Origin of the sequence: Chelatococcus sp. GCM10030263 (assembly GCF_042666455.1) — a bacterium.
Taxonomy (GTDB): domain Bacteria; phylum Pseudomonadota; class Alphaproteobacteria; order Rhizobiales; family Beijerinckiaceae; genus Chelatococcus.
This window is the reverse complement of sequence record NZ_JBHTDB010000003.1, coordinates 343035-364840: the sequence shown is the minus strand read 5'-3', so window position 1 is coordinate 364840 and position 21806 is coordinate 343035. Positions and strand designations below refer to the sequence as shown.

Annotated in this window: 18 protein-coding genes; 5 read left to right on the top strand and 13 right to left on the bottom strand. The window is 64.6% G+C overall.

The genetic code is table 11. The annotated features are described in order from the left end of the window. Nucleotides 1-4 precede the first annotated feature (4 nt). Nucleotides 5-922, bottom strand: a complete 918-nt coding sequence (locus tag ACFQU1_RS06380) for a DMT family transporter (RefSeq protein ID WP_378130464.1) — start codon at nt 920-922, stop codon at nt 5-7. 249 nt (nt 923-1171) lie between these two features. Here ACFQU1_RS06380 and ACFQU1_RS06375 point away from each other — a divergent pair, with 249 nt between their 5' ends. Further along, nucleotides 1172-1987, top strand: a complete 816-nt coding sequence (locus ACFQU1_RS06375; protein WP_378130461.1) for a FadR/GntR family transcriptional regulator — start codon at nt 1172-1174, stop codon at nt 1985-1987. Nucleotides 1988-2064: 77 nt separating this feature from the next. Here the strand turns inward: ACFQU1_RS06375 and ACFQU1_RS06370 are convergent, their stop codons facing one another. The 5 genes from ACFQU1_RS06370 to ACFQU1_RS06350 form a co-directional block, all read right to left on the bottom strand. Further along, nucleotides 2065-2673: a hypothetical protein gene (locus ACFQU1_RS06370; protein ID WP_378130460.1), complete on the bottom strand. Its 609-nt coding sequence runs from the start codon at nt 2671-2673 to the stop codon at nt 2065-2067. 435 nt (nt 2674-3108) lie between these two features. After that, nucleotides 3109-3591 (bottom strand): hypothetical protein, encoded by a 483-nt coding sequence (locus tag ACFQU1_RS06365; protein WP_378130459.1) that lies wholly within the window; start codon nt 3589-3591, stop codon nt 3109-3111. Between the two features lie 24 nt (nt 3592-3615). Continuing rightward, on the bottom strand, nt 3616-4002 hold the full coding sequence (locus tag ACFQU1_RS06360; protein ID WP_378130457.1) for a hypothetical protein: 387 nt from the start codon (nt 4000-4002) through the stop codon (nt 3616-3618). A 282-nt stretch (nt 4003-4284) separates the two neighbouring features. After that, nucleotides 4285-5727, bottom strand: coding sequence for an aldehyde dehydrogenase family protein (locus tag ACFQU1_RS06355; protein WP_378130455.1), 1443 nt, complete (start codon nt 5725-5727; stop codon nt 4285-4287). Between the two features lie 166 nt (nt 5728-5893). Beyond that, a complete protein-coding gene (locus ACFQU1_RS06350) occupies nt 5894-7060 on the bottom strand; it encodes a mechanosensitive ion channel family protein (RefSeq protein ID WP_378130453.1) in 1167 nt (388 codons plus the stop codon). A 207-nt stretch (nt 7061-7267) separates the two neighbouring features. On the opposite strand from ACFQU1_RS06350, the gene ettA reads away from it, so the two are divergent. Further along, nucleotides 7268-8923 carry an energy-dependent translational throttle protein EttA gene (gene ettA, locus ACFQU1_RS06345; RefSeq protein WP_378130451.1) on the top strand — a complete coding sequence of 552 codons (1656 nt, stop codon included), beginning with the start codon at nt 7268-7270 and terminating at the stop codon, nt 8921-8923. Nucleotides 8924-9065: 142 nt separating this feature from the next. Here ettA and ACFQU1_RS06340 read toward each other — a convergent pair whose 3' ends face one another. Further along, nucleotides 9066-9524, bottom strand: coding sequence for a hypothetical protein (locus tag ACFQU1_RS06340; RefSeq protein ID WP_378130449.1), 459 nt, complete (start codon nt 9522-9524; stop codon nt 9066-9068). 166 nt (nt 9525-9690) lie between these two features. Here ACFQU1_RS06340 and ACFQU1_RS06335 point away from each other — a divergent pair, with 166 nt between their 5' ends. The 3 genes from ACFQU1_RS06335 to ACFQU1_RS06325 are packed head-to-tail and all read left to right on the top strand — an operon-like array spanning nt 9691 to nt 12322. Continuing rightward, the gene (locus ACFQU1_RS06335; protein WP_378130446.1) at nt 9691-10881 is read left to right on the top strand and encodes a lytic murein transglycosylase; all 1191 of its coding nucleotides are present in this window, start codon (nt 9691-9693) and stop codon (nt 10879-10881) included. Nucleotides 10882-10902: 21 nt separating this feature from the next. Then, nucleotides 10903-11676, top strand: coding sequence for a trans-aconitate 2-methyltransferase (tam, locus tag ACFQU1_RS06330; RefSeq protein ID WP_378130444.1), 774 nt, complete (start codon nt 10903-10905; stop codon nt 11674-11676). A gap of 22 nt (nt 11677-11698) precedes the next feature. Then, nucleotides 11699-12322: an MOSC domain-containing protein gene (locus ACFQU1_RS06325; RefSeq protein ID WP_378130442.1), complete on the top strand. Its 624-nt coding sequence runs from the start codon at nt 11699-11701 to the stop codon at nt 12320-12322. Between the two features lie 100 nt (nt 12323-12422). On the opposite strand, the gene metH is transcribed toward ACFQU1_RS06325, so the two are convergent. From metH to ACFQU1_RS06295, 6 genes are all read right to left on the bottom strand, one after another. After that, a complete protein-coding gene (metH, locus tag ACFQU1_RS06320) occupies nt 12423-16193 on the bottom strand; it encodes a methionine synthase (RefSeq protein WP_378130440.1) in 3771 nt (1256 codons plus the stop codon). 164 nt (nt 16194-16357) lie between these two features. Continuing rightward, entirely contained in the window at nt 16358-17278 is a 921-nt protein-coding gene (metF, locus tag ACFQU1_RS06315; protein ID WP_378130438.1) for a methylenetetrahydrofolate reductase [NAD(P)H], read from the bottom strand. Continuing rightward, nucleotides 17278-18309, bottom strand: coding sequence for an ArsR/SmtB family transcription factor (locus ACFQU1_RS06310; RefSeq protein WP_378130435.1), 1032 nt, complete (start codon nt 18307-18309; stop codon nt 17278-17280). The genes metF and ACFQU1_RS06310 overlap by 1 nt, the downstream gene beginning before the upstream one ends. Before the next feature lie 65 nt (nt 18310-18374). After that, nucleotides 18375-19235 (bottom strand): DMT family transporter, encoded by an 861-nt coding sequence (locus ACFQU1_RS06305; RefSeq protein WP_378130433.1) that lies wholly within the window; start codon nt 19233-19235, stop codon nt 18375-18377. 138 nt (nt 19236-19373) lie between these two features. Beyond that, nucleotides 19374-20078, bottom strand: a complete 705-nt coding sequence (locus ACFQU1_RS06300; protein WP_378130431.1) for a B3/4 domain-containing protein — start codon at nt 20076-20078, stop codon at nt 19374-19376. A gap of 102 nt (nt 20079-20180) precedes the next feature. Continuing rightward, nucleotides 20181-21668, bottom strand: coding sequence for an AMP nucleosidase (locus ACFQU1_RS06295; protein WP_378130429.1), 1488 nt, complete (start codon nt 21666-21668; stop codon nt 20181-20183). Between the last annotated feature and the right edge of the window lie 138 nt (nt 21669-21806).

The window sequence follows — 21806 nt, the reverse complement described above, 5'->3', positions numbered from 1 at the left end:
AGCCTCATTCGGCGGGCCTCTGCCGGGCAGCCGCTTGCTCGCGCAGGAAGATGAAGAGCCCGGCGGCGACGATGATGGCTGCACCGATCAGCGTTTCCGGTCGCGGGATATCGGCGAAGAAGACATAGCCGAAGATGACCGCCCAGACGATCATCGTATATTGGTAGGGAACGACGACCGAAGCCGGCGCAAGCTTCAAGGCGCGGTTGACGCAGAAGCCGGCCGACATCGACACGACCCCAAGCAGGCCGAGCAGAACGAAATCGAGGCGCGACGGCTGCAACCAGCCGAGCGGCGCCACGATCAGGCCGAAGATGAGTGGCGCGACAACTTGCATGGTGATGAGCACCGTCTCGGAGGTACCCCGCAGCTTGCGCGTGATGATCATCAGAAGCGCAAAGGAGAGGCTGCCGGCGAAGGCGGCGACCGCCGGCAGGCTGAGCGTGCCGGCGGAGGGCCTGAGCGCGATGAGCACGCCGACGAAGCCGACGATCACCGCCGTCCAGCGTCGCCAGCCGACCCGCTCTCCTAGCAGAAAGGGCGAGAGCGCCGTCACATAGATCGGGCCTGCAAGGTAATAGGTCATCACGTCGGCGAGCGGCAGATAGGCCACCGACCAGTAGAAGCAGGTGACTTCGAAGACGACCGCGGCGCCGCGCAACAGCTGCAGTCCCGGACGCGGCATTGTCATGAAAGCCGTCCGTCCCTCCCGCCAGATGAAGGGCGCGAGGATCGCGAGGGCAAAGATGCTGCGGATCAGCAGAATTTGCGGCACCGAATAGGTCGATACCAGCCATTTGCCCATCACGTCATTGACCGAATAGGCAAAAATGCCGAGCACCATCAGCCCAATGCCGACGAGGGGAGCATTGCGGGCAGGGACGGAGACGGTGGGCGACACAGGCGGATCTGACGGGCTCATGACGAGGGCAGATATAGGGCATCTCCGAAGAGTTGCAGCCGCTTTTTTATGCAGACCCGACCTTACCCAAACGCCGCCTCACGGCCGATGAAACCCTTGGGCGCGGTGACCTTTCACTGTAAGTCGGTTGACAGCGCGATGGGATTTGTCGGACGTTTAGTTCGCCGTCGGCCGGACATGATCGCGGAGTCCGCCGGCCGCTCAGGGCTCTCGGTCGATGCTCTGTGTCGCGGTTGGGGAGACAGGTCCGTGAAGGGGGTAGGGGTGCAGAAGCGGCCGAATTCTCACTCCGGCCGTGCGCCGCGTTATCGCCATGCGGAAGCAGCCGTGACCATCGGGCGGCGCATCGTCGGGGGCGAATGGCAGCCGGGCCGGGCGCTTCCTCCCGAAGAGGCGCTATCGCGCGAATTGACGGTCTCGCGTTCTTCGCTACGCGAAGCCATCAAGCTGCTCGCCGGCAAGGGGCTCGTGCATTCGGCGCCGCGGCGCGGCACGGTGGTGCGGGCGCTCGTCGACTGGAACCTTCTCGATGCCGATGTGCTCAGCTGGCACAGCGAGGGTGGGCTCAGCGCAGCCTTCGTGCGTGGGCTCTTCGAATTGCGGGGCATGATCGAGCCGGAGGCCGCCGGGCTCGCGGCCGAGCGCGGCGATGCACACAGCCATGCCGAAATCGCGGCGGCAATGGCCGCCATGGCCGCCGCGGAGGCGCAATCCTCCTCCTCGGTCGAGGCCGATCTCGCCTTCCACAGGGCCGTTCTCGTCGCCTCGCATAATCCCTTTCTAGCCGCGCTCGCGCCGGCGATCGAGGCATCCCTGTCCCTCTCGTTCCGTGCCTCGCGCAGGGCGGGGAATCTCGACCACCTCGTCCCGCTCCACGCAGCGGTTGCCGAGGCCATCCTTGCCCGCAAGGGCAGCGCGGCGCGAGATGCCATGCGGCGCCTCCTCGTGCTCTCGGAGCGGGACGCTATGTCTGCCGTCACGACGGGTTTCGAGGAAGAAGCTCGGGATGGCGGCGACGGCGGCGACAAAGCTACGGACGAGGTGGCAGCGGGCACGCCCCAATGACATCTGTCTTCCCGTCTCCCGCCATCACGGCGAGCGCTGTGTCGCCAGGGAGGCGCGCGCGGCGCGCGGTGTGCGCCTCACGAATCCATGGCGGCTAGTCTCGCGGCCGTCCGACGGTTGATGGAGAGGTTGCCGAACCACGGATTGCGATTTCGCTCGCGGTATGGGTCGTCCGCGAAGAAGTCGGCGGGCTGGCCTGGAGACCACTCCTGGTTGGAATTGCCGCTGACGGTGAGGGCGGCGTTGCGAATGGCAAGCGCATCGCAGCAGAGGCCCTTGACGGTCAAAGTCGGCGAGCGGATCTTCAGAAGGCGATAGGCCCCGCTTGCGGTGAGGATCCGCTTGACGATGTCGACGCAGCTGTAGTTGTCGTAGACCGGGCCATAGGGGAGGGGGAAATCCCTGCTCGGCGTGAAAGCGCCAATCGCTACTTTCGCGGCCGCCTCATCCACCAGCGCACGGGTGAACCATTCATAGGCGGCGGTCTCGCTGACGCCGATACGGAATGGCCGGTTGTCCTCGTCGGTGGGGATGCGCACACGATAGACCGGGTCACCGAAAATGCCCCGCTTGTAGCGCTGCAGGGCCGGCGATTTGCCCCTCCGAATCCAGGAGATGTAGATCGACTTCGGCCCAAGCCCCGTGAGCGCTACGGCGGCATGGCCGAAGGCGGTATTGACACTCACGTAGTCCCCTAATCCATAAACAATGATCATCGGAAGATGGATCTCATGACATACAATTGAAGTATTCGACGTATAATCCATAAACTGATACTTGCTTACAGGATGCCATCAGCTGCGTGGGAAGTCGAGACTGTTTGCTGGGGTGCTGCTGTCGATCGGCGTGGTGGCATGCGGCGCACTGCTTGGTGGCGCACCCAGTGATCTTATTCCGACGTTTGCTCTCCCGCGCAGCCCACAAGTAAGTAAACGTCAGAACAAAAATACCACTTGTAACCTATAGGTATCGTAGATCTTGGAAATTGAACGTTTGAACGCGTCTAAAGCCCAATGGGATTCATAGATCAAATTCGACCCACCCGATCAATGAGTATGTTGCCGCGCGACGGCGATGGCAGCTGCCCGAGTTGCTCGCTTGGGCGGGCGAAACATCTGCTCTCAGCAGGGTGGATAGGCGCGGATGTTCCAGCCTTCTGATATTCCCGAGGCCGGCATTCTGACCAGCTCGCCGTTGCAGTAGTAATTTCGGTTCAACGGCGGAGAGGGCACGTGCCAAGTTGCGCCATCCCAAATATGATCGATGATCTCCTGAAATTTTCGGTTTCCCTCGAAGGTGCCGATGTCGCGCAAAATTTTCGCTTCCTTACCTTCATATGAAAACTCGTCTTCGCTCGGAAAATGCATCCCGGAAAGGGTCCATGAGCAGATGGTTTGGTCGCAATTATACTCGAGGCGGAAACGAGCGTGGTCACTTTCCAACCTCTTTGTCCAGGTTAATGGGCCCCCAAGAATTTCTTCATCATAAGTCGTCGAAGTCCAGAGCACATCGTCGATGTCGTATTTCGTCATGCCATGTGTGATCTGGGTGAACTGGCGTCCGCCGGCGACAAGGCTGCAATCGTTAGTGCTGATCTCGTACATATTGGGGCTGGCCTGATCGATGTGTTATGCCACGTCCGGCACGTGCCAGTCCGCGCCGTTTCGCAGTTGCTCTATCGTCTCGTCAAGTTTCCTGGCTCCTTCAATCTCGTCAGCTTCGTCTAGGCTTGCCGCTTGTTCGCCGCTTTGAACGAAGGCTTCGAAGGTCGCGGAATTCTTTCCCCAGAGCCGCCACGTGCATTGCTCATTCCGGCAATCGTAATGCAGGCGAAAGACCACATTCGTGCCCTCCAGCCGTTTGGATCCGGTTACATATTCGCCGTCTACTGATTCCTCGTAGTTGGTGAGGGTCCAAGTCGCTCTTCCCATATACTTTTTCGTCGAATGCTTGATTTCTGAAGTAACGAGCCCGCCAGCGACAACGTTGTATTCCTCAATTTTGACTCTGCGCATCGATAAAAGCCTCTCATGATAAAGAGAGTTGGAGGAAGATCGCCTGCAACGCCGCGGTCTCATCGCCCCTCGGTCCCGGTGCAGCAGGAGCGCGACTGTGAAGCCATTTCGTCTCTGGCCGAACGCGCGCACCTTTACGGCGGCAGACGTGAGATGCAATGCAAATCGGGCAATACCGACTGCATATAGCGAAGGTGTTGGTGTGAGCGTCAAAGATAAAGGCCGCCGTGGTGAGCGGCGGCCTTGTGTTTTTCCGGCGATTTCGCGCTGATTGCGCCAGGCTCAGCCCGGCAGCGTATAGGCCGTCTTCACGGTCGTGTAGAACTCCTTGGCATAGGAACCCTGCTCGCGCGGGCCGTAGCTCGAGCCCTTCCGGCCGCCGAAGGGCACGTGGTAGTCGACGCCCGCCGTCGGCAGATTGACCATCACCATGCCCGCTTCGCTGTTACGCTTGAAATGCGTGGCATATTTCAGGCTTGTCGTGCAGACGCCGGCGGCAAGCCCGAACATCGTATCATTGGCGAGTTCGAGCGCCTCGTCGTAGCTCTTGGCGCGCGTCACCGTGGCCACAGGCCCGAAGATCTCCTCGCGCGCCACCCGCATCGAGTTCTTCACTTCGGTGAAGAGGGCGGGGGCGAGATAGAAGCCGGGGTTCTCGCGGTTGAGGAGTTCGCCGCCATAGACGAGCTTGGCGCCTTCCTCCTGGCCGATCTTGATATAGGAGAGGTCCTGGTCGAGCTGGCTCTGGTCGACGACCGGGCCGATATGCGTGCCCTGCTTCACGGCGTCGTCGATGACGAGGCTCTTCAGCCGCTCGGTGACCGCATCGACGAATTTGTCGTGGATCCCCTCCGTCACGATGAGGCGCGAGGAGGCCGTGCAGCGCTGGCCGGTGGAGAAATAGGCGCCGTTGACGGCGCATTCGACCGCCGTGCCGAGGTCGGCGTCGTCGAGCACCACGAGCGGGTTCTTGCCGCCCATCTCGAGCTGGAACTTCTTCATGTTCTCGATGCAGGTGGCGGCGAGCTTGCGTCCCGTGGGCACCGAGCCGGTGAAGGTGATGGCATCGACATGGGCGTGGCGTACGAAGGCGTCGCCAACGACCGAGCCGCGGCCCATCACGAGGTTGAAGACGCCCTCGGGAATGCCGGCCCTGACAATGATCTCCGAGAGCGCATGGGCGCAGCCGGGCACGAGGTCCGCCGGCTTGAACACGACGGTATTGCCATAGGCGAGCGCCGGCGCGATCTTCCAGGCCGGAATGGCGATGGGGAAGTTCCACGGCGTGATGATGCCGACGACGCCGACCGGCTCGCGCGTGATCTCGACGTCGATGCCGGGCCTCACAGACGGCAGCTTCTCGCCGGCCATGCGCACCGTCTCGGCGGCGAAGAACAGGAAGATCTGGCCGGCGCGCGCCGCCTCGCCGATGCCTTCCGGCAGCGTCTTGCCTTCTTCGCGGGCCAGCAGCTGGCCGAGTTCCTCCTTGCGCGCCAGGATCTCGTCGCCGACCTTCTTCAGGATGTCGTGGCGCACCTGCGGGCTGGTGCGCGACCAGGCGGGGAATGCGGCGCGCGCCGCTTCGATCGCCCGCTCCGCATCCGCCGCGGTGGCACGTGCGTATTGGCCGATGATGTCACGGGTGTTCGAGGGGTTGACGTTGTCGGCCGCCTCGCTGCTTTCGCGCCATTCGCCGGCAATGTAGTTCTTGAATTGGCTGGTCATCGTCGTCCTCGGTGCTTCCATGGATCGGCCGGCTATGCCGGCCCCGATTGGGATCTCTGGCCCAACACTTAGCATGTCGGGTGCAGGGCTTATAACCGCCAGGGCGGGTCAGCCGCTAGCGGCTGGTTTTTCTCCTTGAGCGCTCCTCATGGGACCGGCTGCCGCGTTATGCGGTGGAGGCTTGGGTTTCATGGCGAGGTGGGCTCCCCCGCCGCATCTCAGTCTCTTCCCGCGAGATTTGCCGCCCGGCCCCCGCGTCGAAATCGACAATTTCCGCCCGCAGCCGCGGCAGAGCATGCGGATATTCGGTCTGCAGGAACGCGATCAGCTTCTCGCGTACTTCACAGCGCAGATCCCACACGCGGGGCGAGTTGCGAGCGCTGACAAGAGCGCGCAGCTGAATCGTGTCGCGCTCGGCTTCGACCACCTGCAGATTAATCACGCCGCCGTCCCACAATGGCGAGGCCTTGACGATGTCCTCCAGCTTGGCGCGCACCCGCTCGACGGGGACGGTATAGTCGACATTGAGCAAGACCGTGCCGATGATCTGCGCCGAGCTGCGCGTCCAATTCTGGAAGGGCTTCTCGATGAAATAGGAGAGCGGCACCACGAGCCGTCGCCAATCCCAGAGCTTGATCACCACATAGGTGGAGCCGATCTCCTCGATCCAGCCCCACTCGTTCTCGACGACCACGGCATCATCGATGCGGATGGGCTGCGTGATGGCAATCTGGATGCCGGCAATGAGATTGGCGAGCACCGGGCGGGCGGCCAGGCCAACAACGATGCCGGCGGCCCCGGCCGAGGCGATGAGGCTCACCCCATATTGCCGCACCGCCTCGAATGTCATCAGGGCGGTGGCGGCGGTGATCAGCACGACCAGGATGTTGATGCTTCGTTTGAGGATATTGACCTGGGTGAGGTGCTTGCGCGCCAGCAGATTATCTTCGGAGTCAAGTTTGAAGCGGCGCAGATAAAACTGCGCGGCGAGATCGATCGCCGTCAGAGCGCTCCAGCCGACCAGCACGATGAAAGCGACCAATAGAAGTTGTGCGATCGTGCGGGTCGCCCCCGACGCCAAGGGCGCGGCCGGGAGAACGGCTGCGACCGCGAAGATCACCAAGGCGAGGCGAATGGGACCGTGCGTGCGCGTGATCAACGACTGCAGGAAGGCCTGTTTCGGCCCGATCAGGCGGCGCAGGGCGCGCAGCAGCATTCGAAAGAGAAGGAGCGCGACGATCGCGGCGCAGGCAAGCAGGAGTGTGGCGTAGAGCCAGTCGGGCACCCAGAAGAGGGTCGAGCGGATCGATGTCAAGGTGGAGCCAAGCGTCATGCCGAGGCAACTCCTTTCGCGGAGCGGTGCGGTTCTTGCAATGGGCTGATGGGGTGAGCCTAGCAGCCCGGAACGCGCCGGCGCAAATCCCGACGACAGGCGCGCAGCTGCACGGACCTTGCCGTGGTGCCGGCCTGCGTCTAGATACAAGCGAATTCCCGAAAGAAAGATCCGTCGCGCCGAGCGAGGGTTGGAGCTCGATTACTCATGTCTGCTAAGCAGTTCGTCTACCACATGCGCGGCCTGTCGAAGACCTATCCGGCCGGCAAGAAGGTGCTCGACAATGTGCACCTGTCCTTCTACCCCGGCGCCAAGATCGGCGTGCTCGGTGTCAACGGCTCGGGCAAATCGACGCTGCTGCGCATCATGGCCGGCATGGACAAGGAGTTCACCGGCGAGGCCTGGGCAGCGGACGGCGTGCGGGTCGGCTATCTGCCGCAGGAGCCGCAGCTCGACGCCGCCAAGAGCGTACGCGAGAATGTCATGGAGGGCGTGGCTGAAAAGATGGCCATTCTCGCCCGCTACAACGATCTCGCCATGAATTATTCGGACGAGACCGCGGATGAGATGACGCGCCTGCAGGACGAGATCGAGGCGCAGGGCCTGTGGGATCTCGACTCCAAGATCGACCAGGCGATGGACGCGTTGCGCTGCCCGCCGGACGACGCCGATGTGGCGGCGCTTTCAGGCGGCGAGAAGCGCCGCGTGGCGCTCTGCAAACTCCTGCTCTGGGAGCCGGATCTGCTCCTCCTCGACGAGCCGACCAACCATCTCGACGCCGAGACGGTGGCCTGGCTCGAAGGACATCTCAGGAGCTATGCCGGCGCCATCCTGATCGTCACCCACGATCGCTACTTCCTCGACAATGTCACGGGCTGGATTCTCGAGCTCGATCGCGGCCGCGGCATTCCCTATGAGGGCAATTATTCGTCCTGGCTGGAACAGAAGCAGAAGCGCCTCAAGCAGGAAGGCCGTGAGGAAGAGGCGCGCCAGCGCACGCTCGAGCGCGAACAGGAGTGGATGGGCTCTTCCCCGCGCGCCCGCCAAGCCAAGAACAAGGCGCGCATCCAGCGCTATGACGAACTCGTCCAGAAGGCCAATGACAAGGCGCCCTCGACGGCGCAGATCATCATTCCGATCGCCGAGCGGCTAGGCAACAACGTCGTCGATTTCGACCATCTGACGAAGGGCTTCGGCGACCGCTTGCTGATCGACGATCTCACCTTCAAGCTGCCGCCCGGCGGCATCGTTGGCGTGATCGGCCCGAATGGCGCGGGCAAGACGACGCTCTTCCGCATGATCACCGGGCAGGAGACGCCGGATTCCGGGTCGATCACCGTCGGCGAGTCGGTCAAGCTCGGCTATGTCGACCAGTCGCGCGATGCGCTCGACGGCAAAAAGACGGTGTGGGAGGAGATCTCCGGCGGCAACGAGATGATTTATCTCGGCAAGCGGGAGATCAACTCGCGCGCCTATTGCTCGACCTTCAACTTCAAGGGCGGCGACCAGCAGAAGAAGGTCGGCCAGCTCTCGGGCGGCGAGCGCAACCGCGTGCATCTCGCCAAGATGCTGAAGTCGGGCGCCAATGTCCTCCTGCTCGACGAGCCGACCAATGATCTCGACGTCGACACGCTGCGGGCGCTTGAAGAGGCGCTCGAGGATTACGCCGGCTGCGCAGTGATCATCAGCCATGATCGTATGTTCCTCGACCGCATAGCCACCCACATCCTCTCCTTCGAGGGCGACAGCCGCGTCGAGTGGTTCGAGGGCAATTTCCAGGATTACGAGGAGGACAAGAAGCGTCGCCTCGGCATCGACTCGACCATCCCGAAGCGCATCCAGTACAAGAAGTTCGCGCGGTAAGTTTCTCAGATCGATCGGCAGCGCGGCGTCACGTCCGTCGGGCGACGTTCGACGCTGCTGGTCGAAGTCGTCCCGTCCGTGCCCTGGCGCTCGCTATGATGCGACGGTCGGGCGGCTGCAGCCGCGGCTTGAGCGAAGGTGTCTACTCCATCACCTTCCAGTATTCCCTGACGAAGCCGCGTGGGTCGACACTGCGCACCGCGCCCTCGTTCTTGGCGTGCTGACCGTCGCAGCTCCATTTGAAGATCGTGTCGCGTCCGGTCGCCCAGCTCGGGACGACTTCGCTGTCGGGATGCTTCGCACAAAAGGCGTCTGCCTCGGGCGTGGCGATGGTCTGGGTGTCGGCGCGTCCGCAATAGCGCTCGCCGCCCGGTATGCAGACCATGACCTTGCCGTTCATGCAGTGCCAAATCGGTTCGACGGCCTTGTCGGCCGGCAGACCGAACATCCCCTTGGCCTTGGCCGCCATGACCTCCGGCAGCGGACGGGCCATATTGTCATCGCCCTCGCGGCTGCAATAGGCAGCGGGACTGTCCTGAGCGGCTGCAGCCGAAGCGGCGAGGCCGAGCGCGATGGCGCCGGCCAGAATAGTTTTGAACATGTTCCTTCGGTTCTCAGCCTGCTATTGTTCGCAATGGACATGGCGTGATTCATCCATTCCGCGCAAGTGACCTCGACGCGCAAGAGACCTCTCGTCGCGGCCGGGCCCTTGTGCAACCCGTTGGGATTTCGAATTGCTAAGGCTTGCAGGGGTTCTCATACTCCTATTGACGGTCGAAACCGGTGTCACCCCCGCAGTTGCCGAGGATTTCTCCGGATTTATTGCTGCCTTGAAGCCCGAGGCGGAGCAACTCGGCGTCAGCGCTGCCACCTTCGCCGCAGCCACGCGCGATCTCGAGCCCGATCTCACCTTGCCCAATCTCGATCTGTCGGGCCGGCGGGGGCCGTCGAATGCCGGCCAGGCGGAATTCACCCTAACGCCAGCCCAATATCTCGCGCCTAAGGCCCTGGCTGGGCTTGCGGCGCAGGGCCGGCAGCTCGCGAGCCGCCATCGGGCAACGCTCACGGCCGTCGAGGACCGCTACGGCGTGCCCGGTGCGATCGTGCTCGCCATCTATGGGCGCGAGAGCGGCTATGGTCGGGCCAAGATCCCCTATGACGCGGTCCGCGTGCTCGCCACCCAGGCTTATGCCGGGCGCAGGAAGCAGGACTTTCGCCAGGAGTTCCTGCTCGCTTTGAAGATGCTGCAGGACGGCGTGCCACGGGCGCAGTTGCGCAGTTCCTGGGCCGGTGCCATTGGCCTCGGCCAGATGCTGCCGTCGCAATATTATAAGTATGGCGTGGACTTCGATCGCGATGGACGTGTGAATATCTGGTCGTCCGAGGCGGACGTCTTCGCCTCCATTGCCAACCATCTCGCCGGCGAAGGCTGGACGCCTGGGCTCGCCTGGGCCTTCGAGGTAGCCCCGCCAGCCGGCACCCTATGCTCGGAAGCCGATCCCGGTAAGGCCATGCCGGTCGCGGCCTGGCTGGCGCGGAGCTTTACCGTGCTCGGGCCGAGGGCGCCCGGCGCCACTGATCGGGCCGCTGCCGCATCGCTTTTCATGCCGGCCGGCCCCTATGGCCCGGCCTTCCTCATCACGCGCAACTATTATGCCTTGAAGGCCTATAATTTTTCGGACCTGTACGTGCTCTTCGTCGGCCATCTCGGCGATCGGGTCGCGGGTCGTGGTGACTTCGTCACGCCCTGGCGGGCAAGGGCGCAGGGGTCGGCGGCGACGATCGCCGCAATTCAGCGCGCGCTCGCCGACAAGGGCTATTACAGCGATACAATCGACGGCAAAGCTGGCATGCAGACGCGGCTTGCGATCGGCCGCTATCAGCAGGCGCGCGGCCTTCCGGTCGATTGCTGGCCGGCCGAGGGCGTGCTCGGCGACCTCAGGGCAGCTTCGCGCTGAGGAGAAGGGGGAATAGGGGACATGACGGAGTGGAATGCGAACCTCTATCTCAAATTCGAGGATGAGCGCACGCGTCCGGCGCGCGATCTGCTCGTTCAGGTGCCGCTCAGCGGCGTCAAATATGCCGTGGATCTCGGCTGCGGACCGGGAAATTCGACCGAACTTCTCGCAATTCGTTACCCCGAAGCCGAGATCATCGGCGTCGACAACTCCGAGGATATGCTGGCCGAGGCCCGCCAGCGCATGCCGGACCTCAAATTCGTTGCAGCCGAGGTCGCCGAATGGCGACCGCAGATCCCGCCTAACCTGATCTTCGCCAATGCCGTGCTGCAGTGGGTGCCCGATCACGAGCGGCTGTTCCCGCGCCTCGTCCGGCTGCTTGCGCCGGGCGGCGCCTTGGCCGTGCAGGTGCCCGATAATCTGCAGGAACCCTCGCATATCTTGATGCGGGAGGTGGCGAGCCAAGGCCGCTGGCGCGACAAGCTCGCTGCGGCGGCCGATTCGCGCGTCCACATCGGCAGTCCCGGAGCCTATTACGATCTTCTGAAGCCATTGGCCCGTCGCGTCGACATCTGGCACACGGTCTATCAGCACGCGTTGAGTGGGCCGCAGGCCATCGTCGAATGGGTCAAGGGCACCGGGCTCCGGCCCTTCCTCGCGCCCCTCGACGCGGATGAGAGACGCGAGTTCCTGGCGATCTACGAGGAGCGGCTCACGGCGGCCTATCCGGCGCGCGCAGACGGAAAGGTGTTGCTCGCCTTTCCGCGGCTCTTCATTGTCGTGCAGGCCCTCTGACCCACGCCTCACGGATGCTGCCATGGATCTCTTTCCCGTTCCGCCGACGCCCGGCCGCCGCCTCACCGGGCGCGTCACCGCCACGCTCAAGGCGGAGGCGGGCGGGGGAGACTACGGCTTCGTTACGCGCCCGATCGACGCCCTCGAGGTGGCCTACGAGGGCATTCCTGGCGATCGGCATTTCGGGCTGACGCGCCGGTCCGGCGGGCGCGAGCCCTGGTATCCGCGCGGCACAGAGATGCGTAACGACCGGCAGGTGTCGCTGCTCGCCGTCGACGAACTCGCCGCGATTGCCGGCGGGCTCGACATTCCGGAGGTCAAGGCGGAGTGGATTGGCGGCAATATGGTCATCGACGGGCTGCCGCAGCTCTCGATGATGCCGCCGCGCACGCGCCTCATGTTCGCGGGCGGCGCCGTCATCGCCATCGAGGGCCAGAACGGCCCCTGCCGCTTCTCGGGCAAGTCGATCGCAGTTCATTATCCGGGGCGGGAGGACATCGAGCACGGCTTCGTCAAGGTCGCGAAGCGCTTGCGCGGCGTCGTAGGTTGGATCGAGCGCCCCGGTGTCATCCGGCCGGGCGAAGAGGTCGTTGCGCGCGTGCCCGAGCATTGGACCTACGCGCCGCCGGCCGGGGTGGACGGCTAGGCGTTTGGATGACCGCCCGGTGGGGCATGACAGGGGACATCCAAGCCGGCTTTACCGGCTTGGCACTCTTTCAAGCTGAACTCGGCAACACCGCGTTCGGTTACTCCGCCGCGGCGCGCGTGTAGTTTGCCGGGTCGTAGTTGAGGATGGGCGCGAGCCAACGCTCGATCTCAGCAATATCCATGCCCTTACGCAAGGCATAGTCCTCGGCCTGGTCGCGCTCTACCTTGGCAACGCCGAAATAATAGGACTCGGGGTGCGAGAGATAGAGCCCGGACACCGATGAGCCCGGCCACATGGCATAGCTCTCGGTGAGCGTGACGCCAATGCGCGGTGTCGCCTGTAGAAGCTCGAAGAGCGTCTTCTTTTCCGTGTGATCGGGCTGGGCGGGATAGCCCGGCGCCGGGCGGATGCCGGCATAGTCCTCGCGAACCAAGGCCTCGTTGTCGAGCGCCTCATCCGGGGCGTAGCCCCAGAATTCCTTGCGCACGCGCTGATGCATGCGCTCGGCCAGGGCTTCGGCAATGCGGTCGGCCAGCGCCTTCACCAGAATCGAGGCATAATCGTCGTTCTTCTCGGCGAAGCGCTTGGCGATACGCTCCTCCTCGATGCCCGCCGTGACGACGAAGGCGCCGACGTAATCGGCCTTGCCCGTCTCGGCCGGCGCGACGAAATCCGACAGGGCGAGGTTGGGCCGGCCGTCGCGGCGCAGCAGTTGCTGGCGCAGCGTGAAGAAGGTGGCGAGGGTCTCCTGCCGGCTCTCGCCGGTATAGAGGGCGATGTCGTCGCCGACGGCATTCGCCGGCCAGAAGCCGATGACGGCTTTCGGATTGAACCAGCGCTCCTCGACGATGCGGGCGAGCATCGCTTGCGCATCCTCGTAGAGCTGGCGCGCCGCCGGCCCTTGCGCCTCATCCTCGAGAATGGCCGGGAAGCGGCCCTTCAGCTCCCAGGTCTGGAAGAAGGGCGTCCAGTCGATATAGGGCACGAGTTCCGCCACCTCATAGGTGCGGAACACGCGCGTGCCGAGGAAGGTCGGCTTCGGCGGCGTGTAACCCGCCCAGTCGAGCTTCAGGGCATTGGCGCGTGCCTTGGCGAGCGGCAGCCGCTGCTTGTCGGCCTCGGCGCGGGCATGGGCATTGGCGACCTTGGCATATTCGGCGCGGATCGTGTCCACATAGCTCTCCCGCGTCTCGGGGGAGAGGAGCGAGGAAACCACGCCCACGGCGCGGCTCGCATCATTCACATAGACGGTCTGGCCGCGGCTGTAGTTCGGGTGGATCTTCACCGCCGTATGCACGCGGCTCGTGGTGGCGCCACCGATCAGCAGCGGGATGTCGAAGCCCTCGCGCTCCATCTCGCCGGCCACATGGCACATCTCGTCGAGCGAGGGCGTGATCAGGCCGGAGAGACCGATGATGTCGACCTTCTCCTTGCGCGCCGTTTCCAGGATCTTCTGGACCGGCACCATGACGCCGAGATCGATGACGTCGTAGTTGTTGCAGGCCAGCACGACGCCGACGATGTTCTTGCCGATATCGTGGACGTCGCCCTTCACCGTCGCCATCAGGATCTTGCCGGCAGCCTCACGCTCGCCGCTGCCGCCGTTGTCGAGCTTCTCCTGCTCCATGAAGGGCATGAGATAGGCCACCGCCTGCTTCATGACGCGGGCCGATTTCACCACCTGCGGGAGGAACATCTTGCCCGCGCCGAAGAGATCGCCGACGACGTTCATGCCGGCCATCAGCGGGCCTTCGATCACATGCAGCGGCCGCGCGGCCTTGAGCCGGGCCTCCTCCACATCCTCTTCGATGAATTCGGTGATGCCGTTGACGAGCGCATGCTCCAGGCGCTTCTCCACCGGCCAGGTCCGCCAGGCCAAGTCGGTTTCCCTGGCGACCTTTCCCTTGCCTTTGTAATCCTCGGCGAGCGCCAGCAGCCGCTCAGTCGCCGTCGTCGTGTCGCCCTCGCGGTGGCGGTTGAGGACCACGTCCTCGCAAGCCTCGCGCAGCACAGGGTCGATCTCGTCATAGACGGCGAGCTGGCCGGCATTCACGATGCCCATATCCATGCCGGCCTGGATGGCATGAAAGAGGAACACCGCGTGCATGGCCTCACGCACAGGCTCGTTGCCGCGGAAGGAGAAGGAGAGGTTGGAGACGCCGCCCGAGATATGGACATGCGGCAGGCGCTCGCGGATGCGGCGCGTCGCATTGATGAAGTCGACGCCGTAGTTGTCGTGCTCCTCGATGCCGGTGGCGATGGCGAAGATATTCGGGTCGAAGATGATGTCCTCGGGCGGAAAACCCACCTCTTCCGTCAGAAGCTTATAGGCGCGCGCGCAGATCTCGACCTTGCGGTCCTCGGTGTCGGCCTGGCCGGTCTCGTCGAAGGCCATGACGACGACCGCGGCGCCATAGGCACGCACAGTGCGGGCCTCAGCCAGAAACTTTTCCTCGCCTTCCTTGAGCGAGATGGAATTGACGATCGCCTTGCCCTGAATGCATTTGAGGCCGGCCTCGATCACGGAGAATTTCGAGGAATCGACCATGATCGGCACGCGGGCGATATCGGGCTCGGCGGCGATCAGGTTCAGGAACTCGACCATCGCCTTCTCGGAATCGAGCAGGCCCTCGTCCATGTTGATGTCGATGACCTGCGCGCCGTTCGCCACCTGGTCGCGTGCCACGTCGAGGGCAGCCGCAAAGTCGCCGTTGGTGATCAGCTTGCGGAAACGCGCCGAGCCCGTGACATTGGTGCGCTCGCCGATATTCACGAAGGGAATGTCCGACGTGAGCGTGAAGGGCTCGAGCCCCGCAAGGCGCATCAGCCGGGACGGGGAGGCGACGGCGCGCGGCGCCTTGTCCTTCACCGCCTCGGCGACGGCCTTGATATGGGCGGGCGTCGAGCCGCAGCAGCCGCCGACGATATTGACGAGGCCGGATTGGGCGAATTCGCCGACGAGCTCGGCCATCGCCTCCGGGCTCTCGTCATAAAGGCCGAATTCGTTCGGCAGCCCGGCATTGGGATAGGCGCAGACGAGCGTATCGGCAATCTGCGAGAGCTCGCGGATATGGGCGCGCATCTCCCTGGCGCCGAGCGCGCAGTTGAGGCCGATCGAGACGGGGTCGGCATGGCGGAGCGAGTTCCAGAAGGCCTCCACCGTCTGGCCGGAGAGGGTGCGGCCGGAGAGATCGGTGATCGTGCCGGAGATCATGATCGGCAGGCGGGTGCCGGTCTCCTCGAAGACCTGCTGCGCGGCGACCACCGCCGCCTTGGCGTTCAGCGTGTCGAAAATTGTCTCGATCAGGATGAGTTCGGCGCCGCCGGCGATGAGCCCGCGAACCTGATCGGCATAGGCGTCGCGCACCTCTTCGAAGGTGACGGCACGGTAGCCGGGATTGTTCACGTCCGGCGACAGCGACAGGGTGCGGTTGGTCGGGCCGATGGCGCCGGCCACGAACCGGCGGCGGCCGTCTTCCTTCGCGGCAATGGCGGCGGCCTCGCGGGCGAGCCGCGCGCCCTGGCGGTTCAGCTCGAATACGATCGACTCGAGCGCATAATCGGCCTGGGCGATGGCCGTGCCGGAGAAGGTATTGGTTTCGACGATATCGGCGCCGGCGCGGAAATAGTCGAGATGGACCTGCTTCACCGCCTCGGGCTGGGTGAGGATCAGAAGGTCGTTGTTGCCGCGCAGATCCCGGTTGTGATTGCGGAAGCGCTCGCCACGGAAGTCCTCTTCCGTGAATTTGTGCGTCTGCAGCTCGGTGCCCATGGCCCCGTCGAGCACGAGGATGCGCTCGGCCGCTGCGCGCTTGAGCGCGGTACGGATCTCATCGCCGTCGACGGGATCAGGGATGAACTCGGACATTCGCGTTTATTCTCCGTGTCATCCCGGAACCGGCGTAGCCGGGGTCCGGGATCCAGAAACGATGCGGCCAACTGGTAGAGCTCAAGCCGATCGGTTTCACGATCAAAACAGCTCGGTTCTGGATTCCGGGCTCGGCCTTCGGCCACCCCGGAATGGCCAGAGGCTCAAGCCGCCGCCACGGCCTTGGTTTGAAGGCCTGTCTCGCCCTTCAGCCCCAACAGATGGCAGATGGCATAGACGAGGTCGGCGCGATTCATGGTGTAGAAGTGAAGCTCGGTCACGCCGCTGTCGACGAGATCGATGACCTGCTCGGCCGTGACCGCCGCGGCGATCAGCCGGCGGGTTTCCAGGTCCTCCTCCAGGCCATCGAAACGCGCCGCCAGCCAGTTTGGGATCGTCGCACCGGCACGGGCCGCGAAATTCGCCGCCTGCTTGAAATTCTGCACGGGCAGGATGCCGGGCACGATCGGGATATCGATGCCGGCGGCGCGCACGCGATCGACGTAGCGTAGATAAACGTCGTTGTCGAAGAAGAACTGCGTCACCGCCCGGTCGGCGCCGGCGTCGACCTTGCGCTTGAGCATCTCGATATCCGAGTCGACCGAGGGGCTCTCCGGGTGCTTTTCCGGATAGGCGGAGACGGTGATCTCGAAATCACCGATGCGCTTCAAGCCCGTGACGAGATCGACGGAGGAGGCATAGCCGCCGGGATGCGGCCGGTAGCTCGCGCCGATGCCGTCTGCCGGATCGCCGCGTAGCGCCACGATGTGGCGCACGCCCGCATCCCAATAGGCGCGGGCGACATCATCGACCTCCTCGCACGTCGCCGAGACGCAGGTGAGATGGGCGGCGGGCTTCAGCGCCGTCTCGTCGACGATGCGCTTGACGGTGGCATGCGTGCGCTCGCGCGTCGAGCCGCCCGCGCCATAGGTCACCGAAACGAAATGCGGCTTCAAGGGCGCGAGGCGCTCGATCGACGCCCACAGCGTCTCTTCCATCGCCGGCGTCTTCGGCGGAAAGAATTCGAAAGAGACGTGCAGCGGCCGGGAGCCGTGCCGGCTCGGGCGGAAAGACGCGAGCGCCATCAGGCAACCTCCCGTTCGGGTGAACGCTGGTGAATGTCGGTGATCACGCGCCGGTCGCGTCCGAGCCAGAGCGAGACGGTGAGCTGTTCCGGATGATCCTGCGGGGGCTTGAGGTCCCGATGCTCGACGAGGTCGAGCCCGGCTTCCTCCAGCCAATCGCCGAGCTGGTCGCGGGCGAAGCCGAGCCGGCGATGGGCATGCTCGTCACGCAGGAATTCGAGATTATGCGGGGCGAAGTCGACGACGAGAAGACGACCGCCGGGTGCGAGCACCGATGCCGCCTCCTGGATGGCGCGGGCGGGGTCGTCGAGATAATGCAGCACCTGATGCACGAGCACGAGATCAAAGGCATTGCGCTCGACCGGCAGCGCGTGGATGTCGCCCTGCTTGAGCAGGACGTTGCTGACGCCCGCCTCCTCCAGATTGGCGCGCGCCACCGAGAGCATGGCATGGCTTGCGTCGATGCCGACGGCGCGTGTCGCGGCCGGCGCGAGAAGCTGCAGCATGCGGCCCGTGCCGGTGCCGAGATCGAGGAAGGCCTGCACCGGCCGCGCTCCGACCACTTCGCGAATGGCCGCCTCGACCTTGGCCTCCGGCACATGCAGCGAGCGGATGCGATCCCAATTGGCCGCGAGCCGGGCGAAATGCGCTTGCGCCGCTTCGGCGCGGGCCTGCCGCGCGGCCTTGAGCCGCGCCCGGTCGCCGGCGAGCTGCACGTCCTCTCGGTCGAGCCCAGACAGGACGTCGCGCACGGCGGCGGCGGTTGCATTGCGGTCGGCCAGCCGGAAGAAGGCCCAGGCGCCTTCCCGATGGCGCTCGATGAGGCCGGCTTCCGTCAGGAGCTTCAGATGGCGCGAGATGCGCGGCTGCGACTGGCCGAGGATATCGGTAAGGTCGGAGACATTGAGCTCGCCCTCCGTCAACAGCGCGAGAATGCGCAGGCGCGTTTCCTCACCCGCCGCTTTGAGCGCGGCGAGGAGGGCGGGGAGCGAGAAAGGCCGGGGTGCGGCCGTGGTGTCATCACGAGACATAAAGATATGTATATATGCTGTCTCGCATAACCGCAAGCGATTGCCACCCGTGCAGGCCGCCTCAATCAGCGGCCCCGCGCCGCACGCCGGCCGGCGAGAACGACGGCAACGACTGCGCCCGCGAAGCACCAGGTAGCGAGGTCGATGTCTTCGTGTGTGACGGCGGCGGCAATGGCCAGGGTGAGAAAGGGTTGCAGCAGCTGTGTCTGGCTCACGAGCGCCACGCCGCCGAGGGCAAGACCCGTGTTCCAGGCGAAGAAGCCGATATATTGGCTCATCAGCGTGATATAGGCGAGCCCGATCCACGAGGCCGCGGGTACGTCGGCCGTCGTGACGGGCCATGTAGCCCAAGTCAGCGGCAGCGAGACGGGCAACGAGAGGACGAGGGCCCAGGACACGACCTCCCAGCCCGGCATGCGGCGCGACAGATCGCCCGACACGGCATAGCCCACCGCGCAAATGGCGACGGCCGCGAAGATCAGGACATCACCGAGGCCGATGCCGTCACCGCCGCCGCGCAACGCGAAGGCGGTGACGAGGCCCGCGCCGACCACGGCGCTCAGCCAGAAGGCTGGTGGCGGGCGCTCATGCAGCAGAAGCGCCCCGCAGACGGCAGTCGCCAGCGGCAGCACGCCGATGATGACGCCGCCATGAGCGGCGCCGACGTGGCGCATGGCAAAATTGGTGAGGCCGGGAAAGCCGAACACGAGGCAAAGGGCGATCACGGCCAAACGCCCGAGCATGGCCTTCGGCGGCAGCGGCCGGCGCAGCATGATCAGCACCAGCCCCGCCAGGATACCGGCGAGGGCCGGGCGCGCAGCCGTGACAAAGGCGGGCTCGAGGCCCGCAACGGCCATCCGCGTCGCCGGCAGGCTGCCGGCGAAAATGGCGACGCCGACGAAACCGAGCAGAAGACCGAGGCTCACTCGGCGCTGAGGGGCGGGGACGAGGACCTGGCGCATCAAGTGAAGCTTAGCGACTCGTGACCCGTCCTACTCATCTTACTTCGCGCACCGTCTCATTCGCGAACTTGATGAAAGCGGCGCGATCCAATCGGCGCCGGCTCAGACCTCCAGCTGCGGATGCAGTGCGTCGGCGCGGCCGATCTCGCAGCGCGCGCCGCAATGGGCGGTGGCCAGGGCAACGAAGTCGGCGACCGCCGCCTCGATGTCGCCGACACCATTGGCCTGGATGGTGACGACCGCGCGCGTGGTGCGCGGCGAGATGCCGGTCCGCGCGTCCTGGCGCCAGTTCCAGCGCCGACAGAGCACATGGCGCATGTCGGCATAGACAACCTCGCCCTCTTTCGGCGGGTCGTTCGGGTCGGTGCCTTCGGCGGCACCCATGTCGAGGAAGCTGTCGGCATCGCGGGCATAGCGGAAGGCGAGCGGCGGCTCGACCTTGTCGAGATCGTCGGCGCCGCAGCACATCACATGGGAGAGCGAGACGGCATTGTAGAGATCGACAAAGGTGTTGACGACCGGCAGGCGCTCGCCGGCGAGCACACGCTTGACGAGGCGCTCCACAGAGGAACGGTAGCTCGTGCGTTTGATGCCGAAGCCCTTATAGGCGCTCCGCCAGACGGCGATGCCGGGGATCTCGGCGAGTTCGCGATCCGCCCAGGCGGCGCGGCAGGCGCTCTCCCGTTCCGCAATCAGCGTATCGAGCGATGGCGCGCGGGCGCCTGTGATCGTGAGGTTCTCGGCAACGATCACCGCAACCCGGAAGTCGGGAAAGCGCGGCGCAATCTCCGCGATGGACAGCTGCATGCTCGGTGTCCCCATTCGAAGGCGGCGACAGATTGCCTGCTTCGGAGGGCTTCAGCCATGCTGGGGAAGCAATGGGGGCTTGCAGGAGCGTTAACCTTTGTGTCACCGGAAGGGCGGTTCGTCGAAGGAGCGCAGCTTGCGCGAATGCAGCGTGTCCGGTTGTCCGCGCAGGAGATCGAGCGCCTTTAGCCCGATCCGCAGATGCTCGCCAACCGCCCGCTCATAAAAGGCATTGGCGGCGCCGGGCAGCTTGATCTCCCCGTGCAACGGCTTGTCCGATACGCAAAGCAACGTGCCGTAGGGCACCCTGAGGCGGTAGCCCTGGGCGGCGATGGTGCCGCTTTCCATATCGACCGCGATGGCGCGCGACAGATTGATGCGCCGCCGCTCCTGGCTCCACCGCAGCTCCCAATTGCGGTCGCCGTTGGTGAGCACGGTGCCGGTTCGCAGCCGGCGCTTCAGGGCTTCGCCGCGGTCGCCGGTGACCTCGGCCGCCGCCTCCTGCAGCGCGACCTGCACCTCGGCCAGCGCCGGCACCGGGATATCCGTCGGCAGGAGGCGATCGAGAATGCCGTCCTGGCGCAGATAGGCATGGGCGAGGACATAGTCGCCGATGGTCTGAGATTGTCTCAGGCCACCGCAATGGCCGATCATCAGCCAGCATTGCGGACGCAAGACCGCCAGATGATCGGTGATGTTCTTCGCATTGGCAGGGCCGACGCCGATATTGATGAGCGTCGTTCCCCGACCCTCCGCATCGATGAGATGATAGCCGGGCATCTGGAAGCGATGCCAGGCGACGCCGGTGATGCGTGCGACCGCCTCGTCCTCCGGCAGTCCGCGCTCGATGACGACATTGCCCGGCAGGATGAGCCGCTCGGCCCGTCCGGCGGCGAGTTCGGCAAGGCCGAGCCGCACGAACTGGTCGACATAGCGGTGGTAGTTCGTGAGCAGGATCCAGGGCTGGATATGGCGCCAGTCTGTGCCAGTGTAATGCACGAGCCGGCGCAGTGAGAAATCCGTGCGTGCGGCATCGAAGAGGGCGAGCGGACGCATGCCGGTTGCGTCCTCCTCCCACAAGCTGTCGGCAATCTCGTCGCCAACAACGGCGAGAAGCGGCGTCGGAAAAAACCGCGCCAGCTCGGCTGCCGTCACCGCGGTGCCGGCGAGCTCGTCGCCACGCGTGACCACGTAAGGGTAGGGGATCGCCTGATCGCTGAGCCCGACGGTGACGCTCGCGCCGAATTCCTCCATCAGCGGCCTGAGCTGCTCGATGAGATAGGGGCGGAAATAGCCGGGTTGCGTCACCGTGGTCGCATAGACGCCGGGTGCCTGGAACTTGGCATAGGCGCGCGCGGTGATCGGCATCAGCCCGGTCGGTGCATAGGCCACCCGGATTTCCGGGTAGCGGAACAGAACGCGTTCGGCGGCCGTCGGCTCTTCCTTGCGGTCGAGATAGCGGTCGAGCGCCTCCCGCAGCCCATCGGCGGCACGCGTGTGAAGTGCTGCGAGGCGATCGACCGCTTCCTCAGCATTCTTCACCTCGACGAAGCCGTTGCGCTGACCAGCCACGGATTTCTCCTGTTTCATGCCGCGAAGGTGGCGTCGCCGCGGCACGTGCGCCGGGCCTGTCGCGAAGGAGCGAAACACCATCGCCTGGACGATGGCAAGGTATGGCCCTGCCTACCGATATAGGCCGGGAATTCGGCACGGCGGATATCGCCTGCT

Coding starts and splice junctions, on each gene's coding strand:
- ettA (WP_378130451.1), top strand. CDS start 7,268: ATGTCTGCTAAGCAGTTCGTCTACCACATGCGCGGCCTGTCGAAGACC.
- tam (WP_378130444.1), top strand. CDS start 10,903: ATGACGGAGTGGAATGCGAACCTCTATCTCAAATTCGAGGATGAGCGC.
- ACFQU1_RS06295 (WP_378130429.1), bottom strand. CDS start 21,668: ATGAAACAGGAGAAATCCGTGGCTGGTCAGCGCAACGGCTTCGTCGAG.
- ACFQU1_RS06340 (WP_378130449.1), bottom strand. CDS start 9,524: ATGTTCAAAACTATTCTGGCCGGCGCCATCGCGCTCGGCCTCGCCGCT.
- metH (WP_378130440.1), bottom strand. CDS start 16,193: ATGTCCGAGTTCATCCCTGATCCCGTCGACGGCGATGAGATCCGTACC.
- ACFQU1_RS06350 (WP_378130453.1), bottom strand. CDS start 7,060: ATGACGCTTGGCTCCACCTTGACATCGATCCGCTCGACCCTCTTCTGG.
- ACFQU1_RS06355 (WP_378130455.1), bottom strand. CDS start 5,727: ATGACCAGCCAATTCAAGAACTACATTGCCGGCGAATGGCGCGAAAGC.
- ACFQU1_RS06310 (WP_378130435.1), bottom strand. CDS start 18,309: ATGTCTCGTGATGACACCACGGCCGCACCCCGGCCTTTCTCGCTCCCC.
- ACFQU1_RS06300 (WP_378130431.1), bottom strand. CDS start 20,078: ATGCAGCTGTCCATCGCGGAGATTGCGCCGCGCTTTCCCGACTTCCGG.
- ACFQU1_RS06380 (WP_378130464.1), bottom strand. CDS start 922: ATGAGCCCGTCAGATCCGCCTGTGTCGCCCACCGTCTCCGTCCCTGCC.
- ACFQU1_RS06365 (WP_378130459.1), bottom strand. CDS start 3,591: ATGTACGAGATCAGCACTAACGATTGCAGCCTTGTCGCCGGCGGACGC.
- ACFQU1_RS06325 (WP_378130442.1), top strand. CDS start 11,699: ATGGATCTCTTTCCCGTTCCGCCGACGCCCGGCCGCCGCCTCACCGGG.
- metF (WP_378130438.1), bottom strand. CDS start 17,278: ATGGCGCTCGCGTCTTTCCGCCCGAGCCGGCACGGCTCCCGGCCGCTG.
- ACFQU1_RS06360 (WP_378130457.1), bottom strand. CDS start 4,002: ATGCGCAGAGTCAAAATTGAGGAATACAACGTTGTCGCTGGCGGGCTC.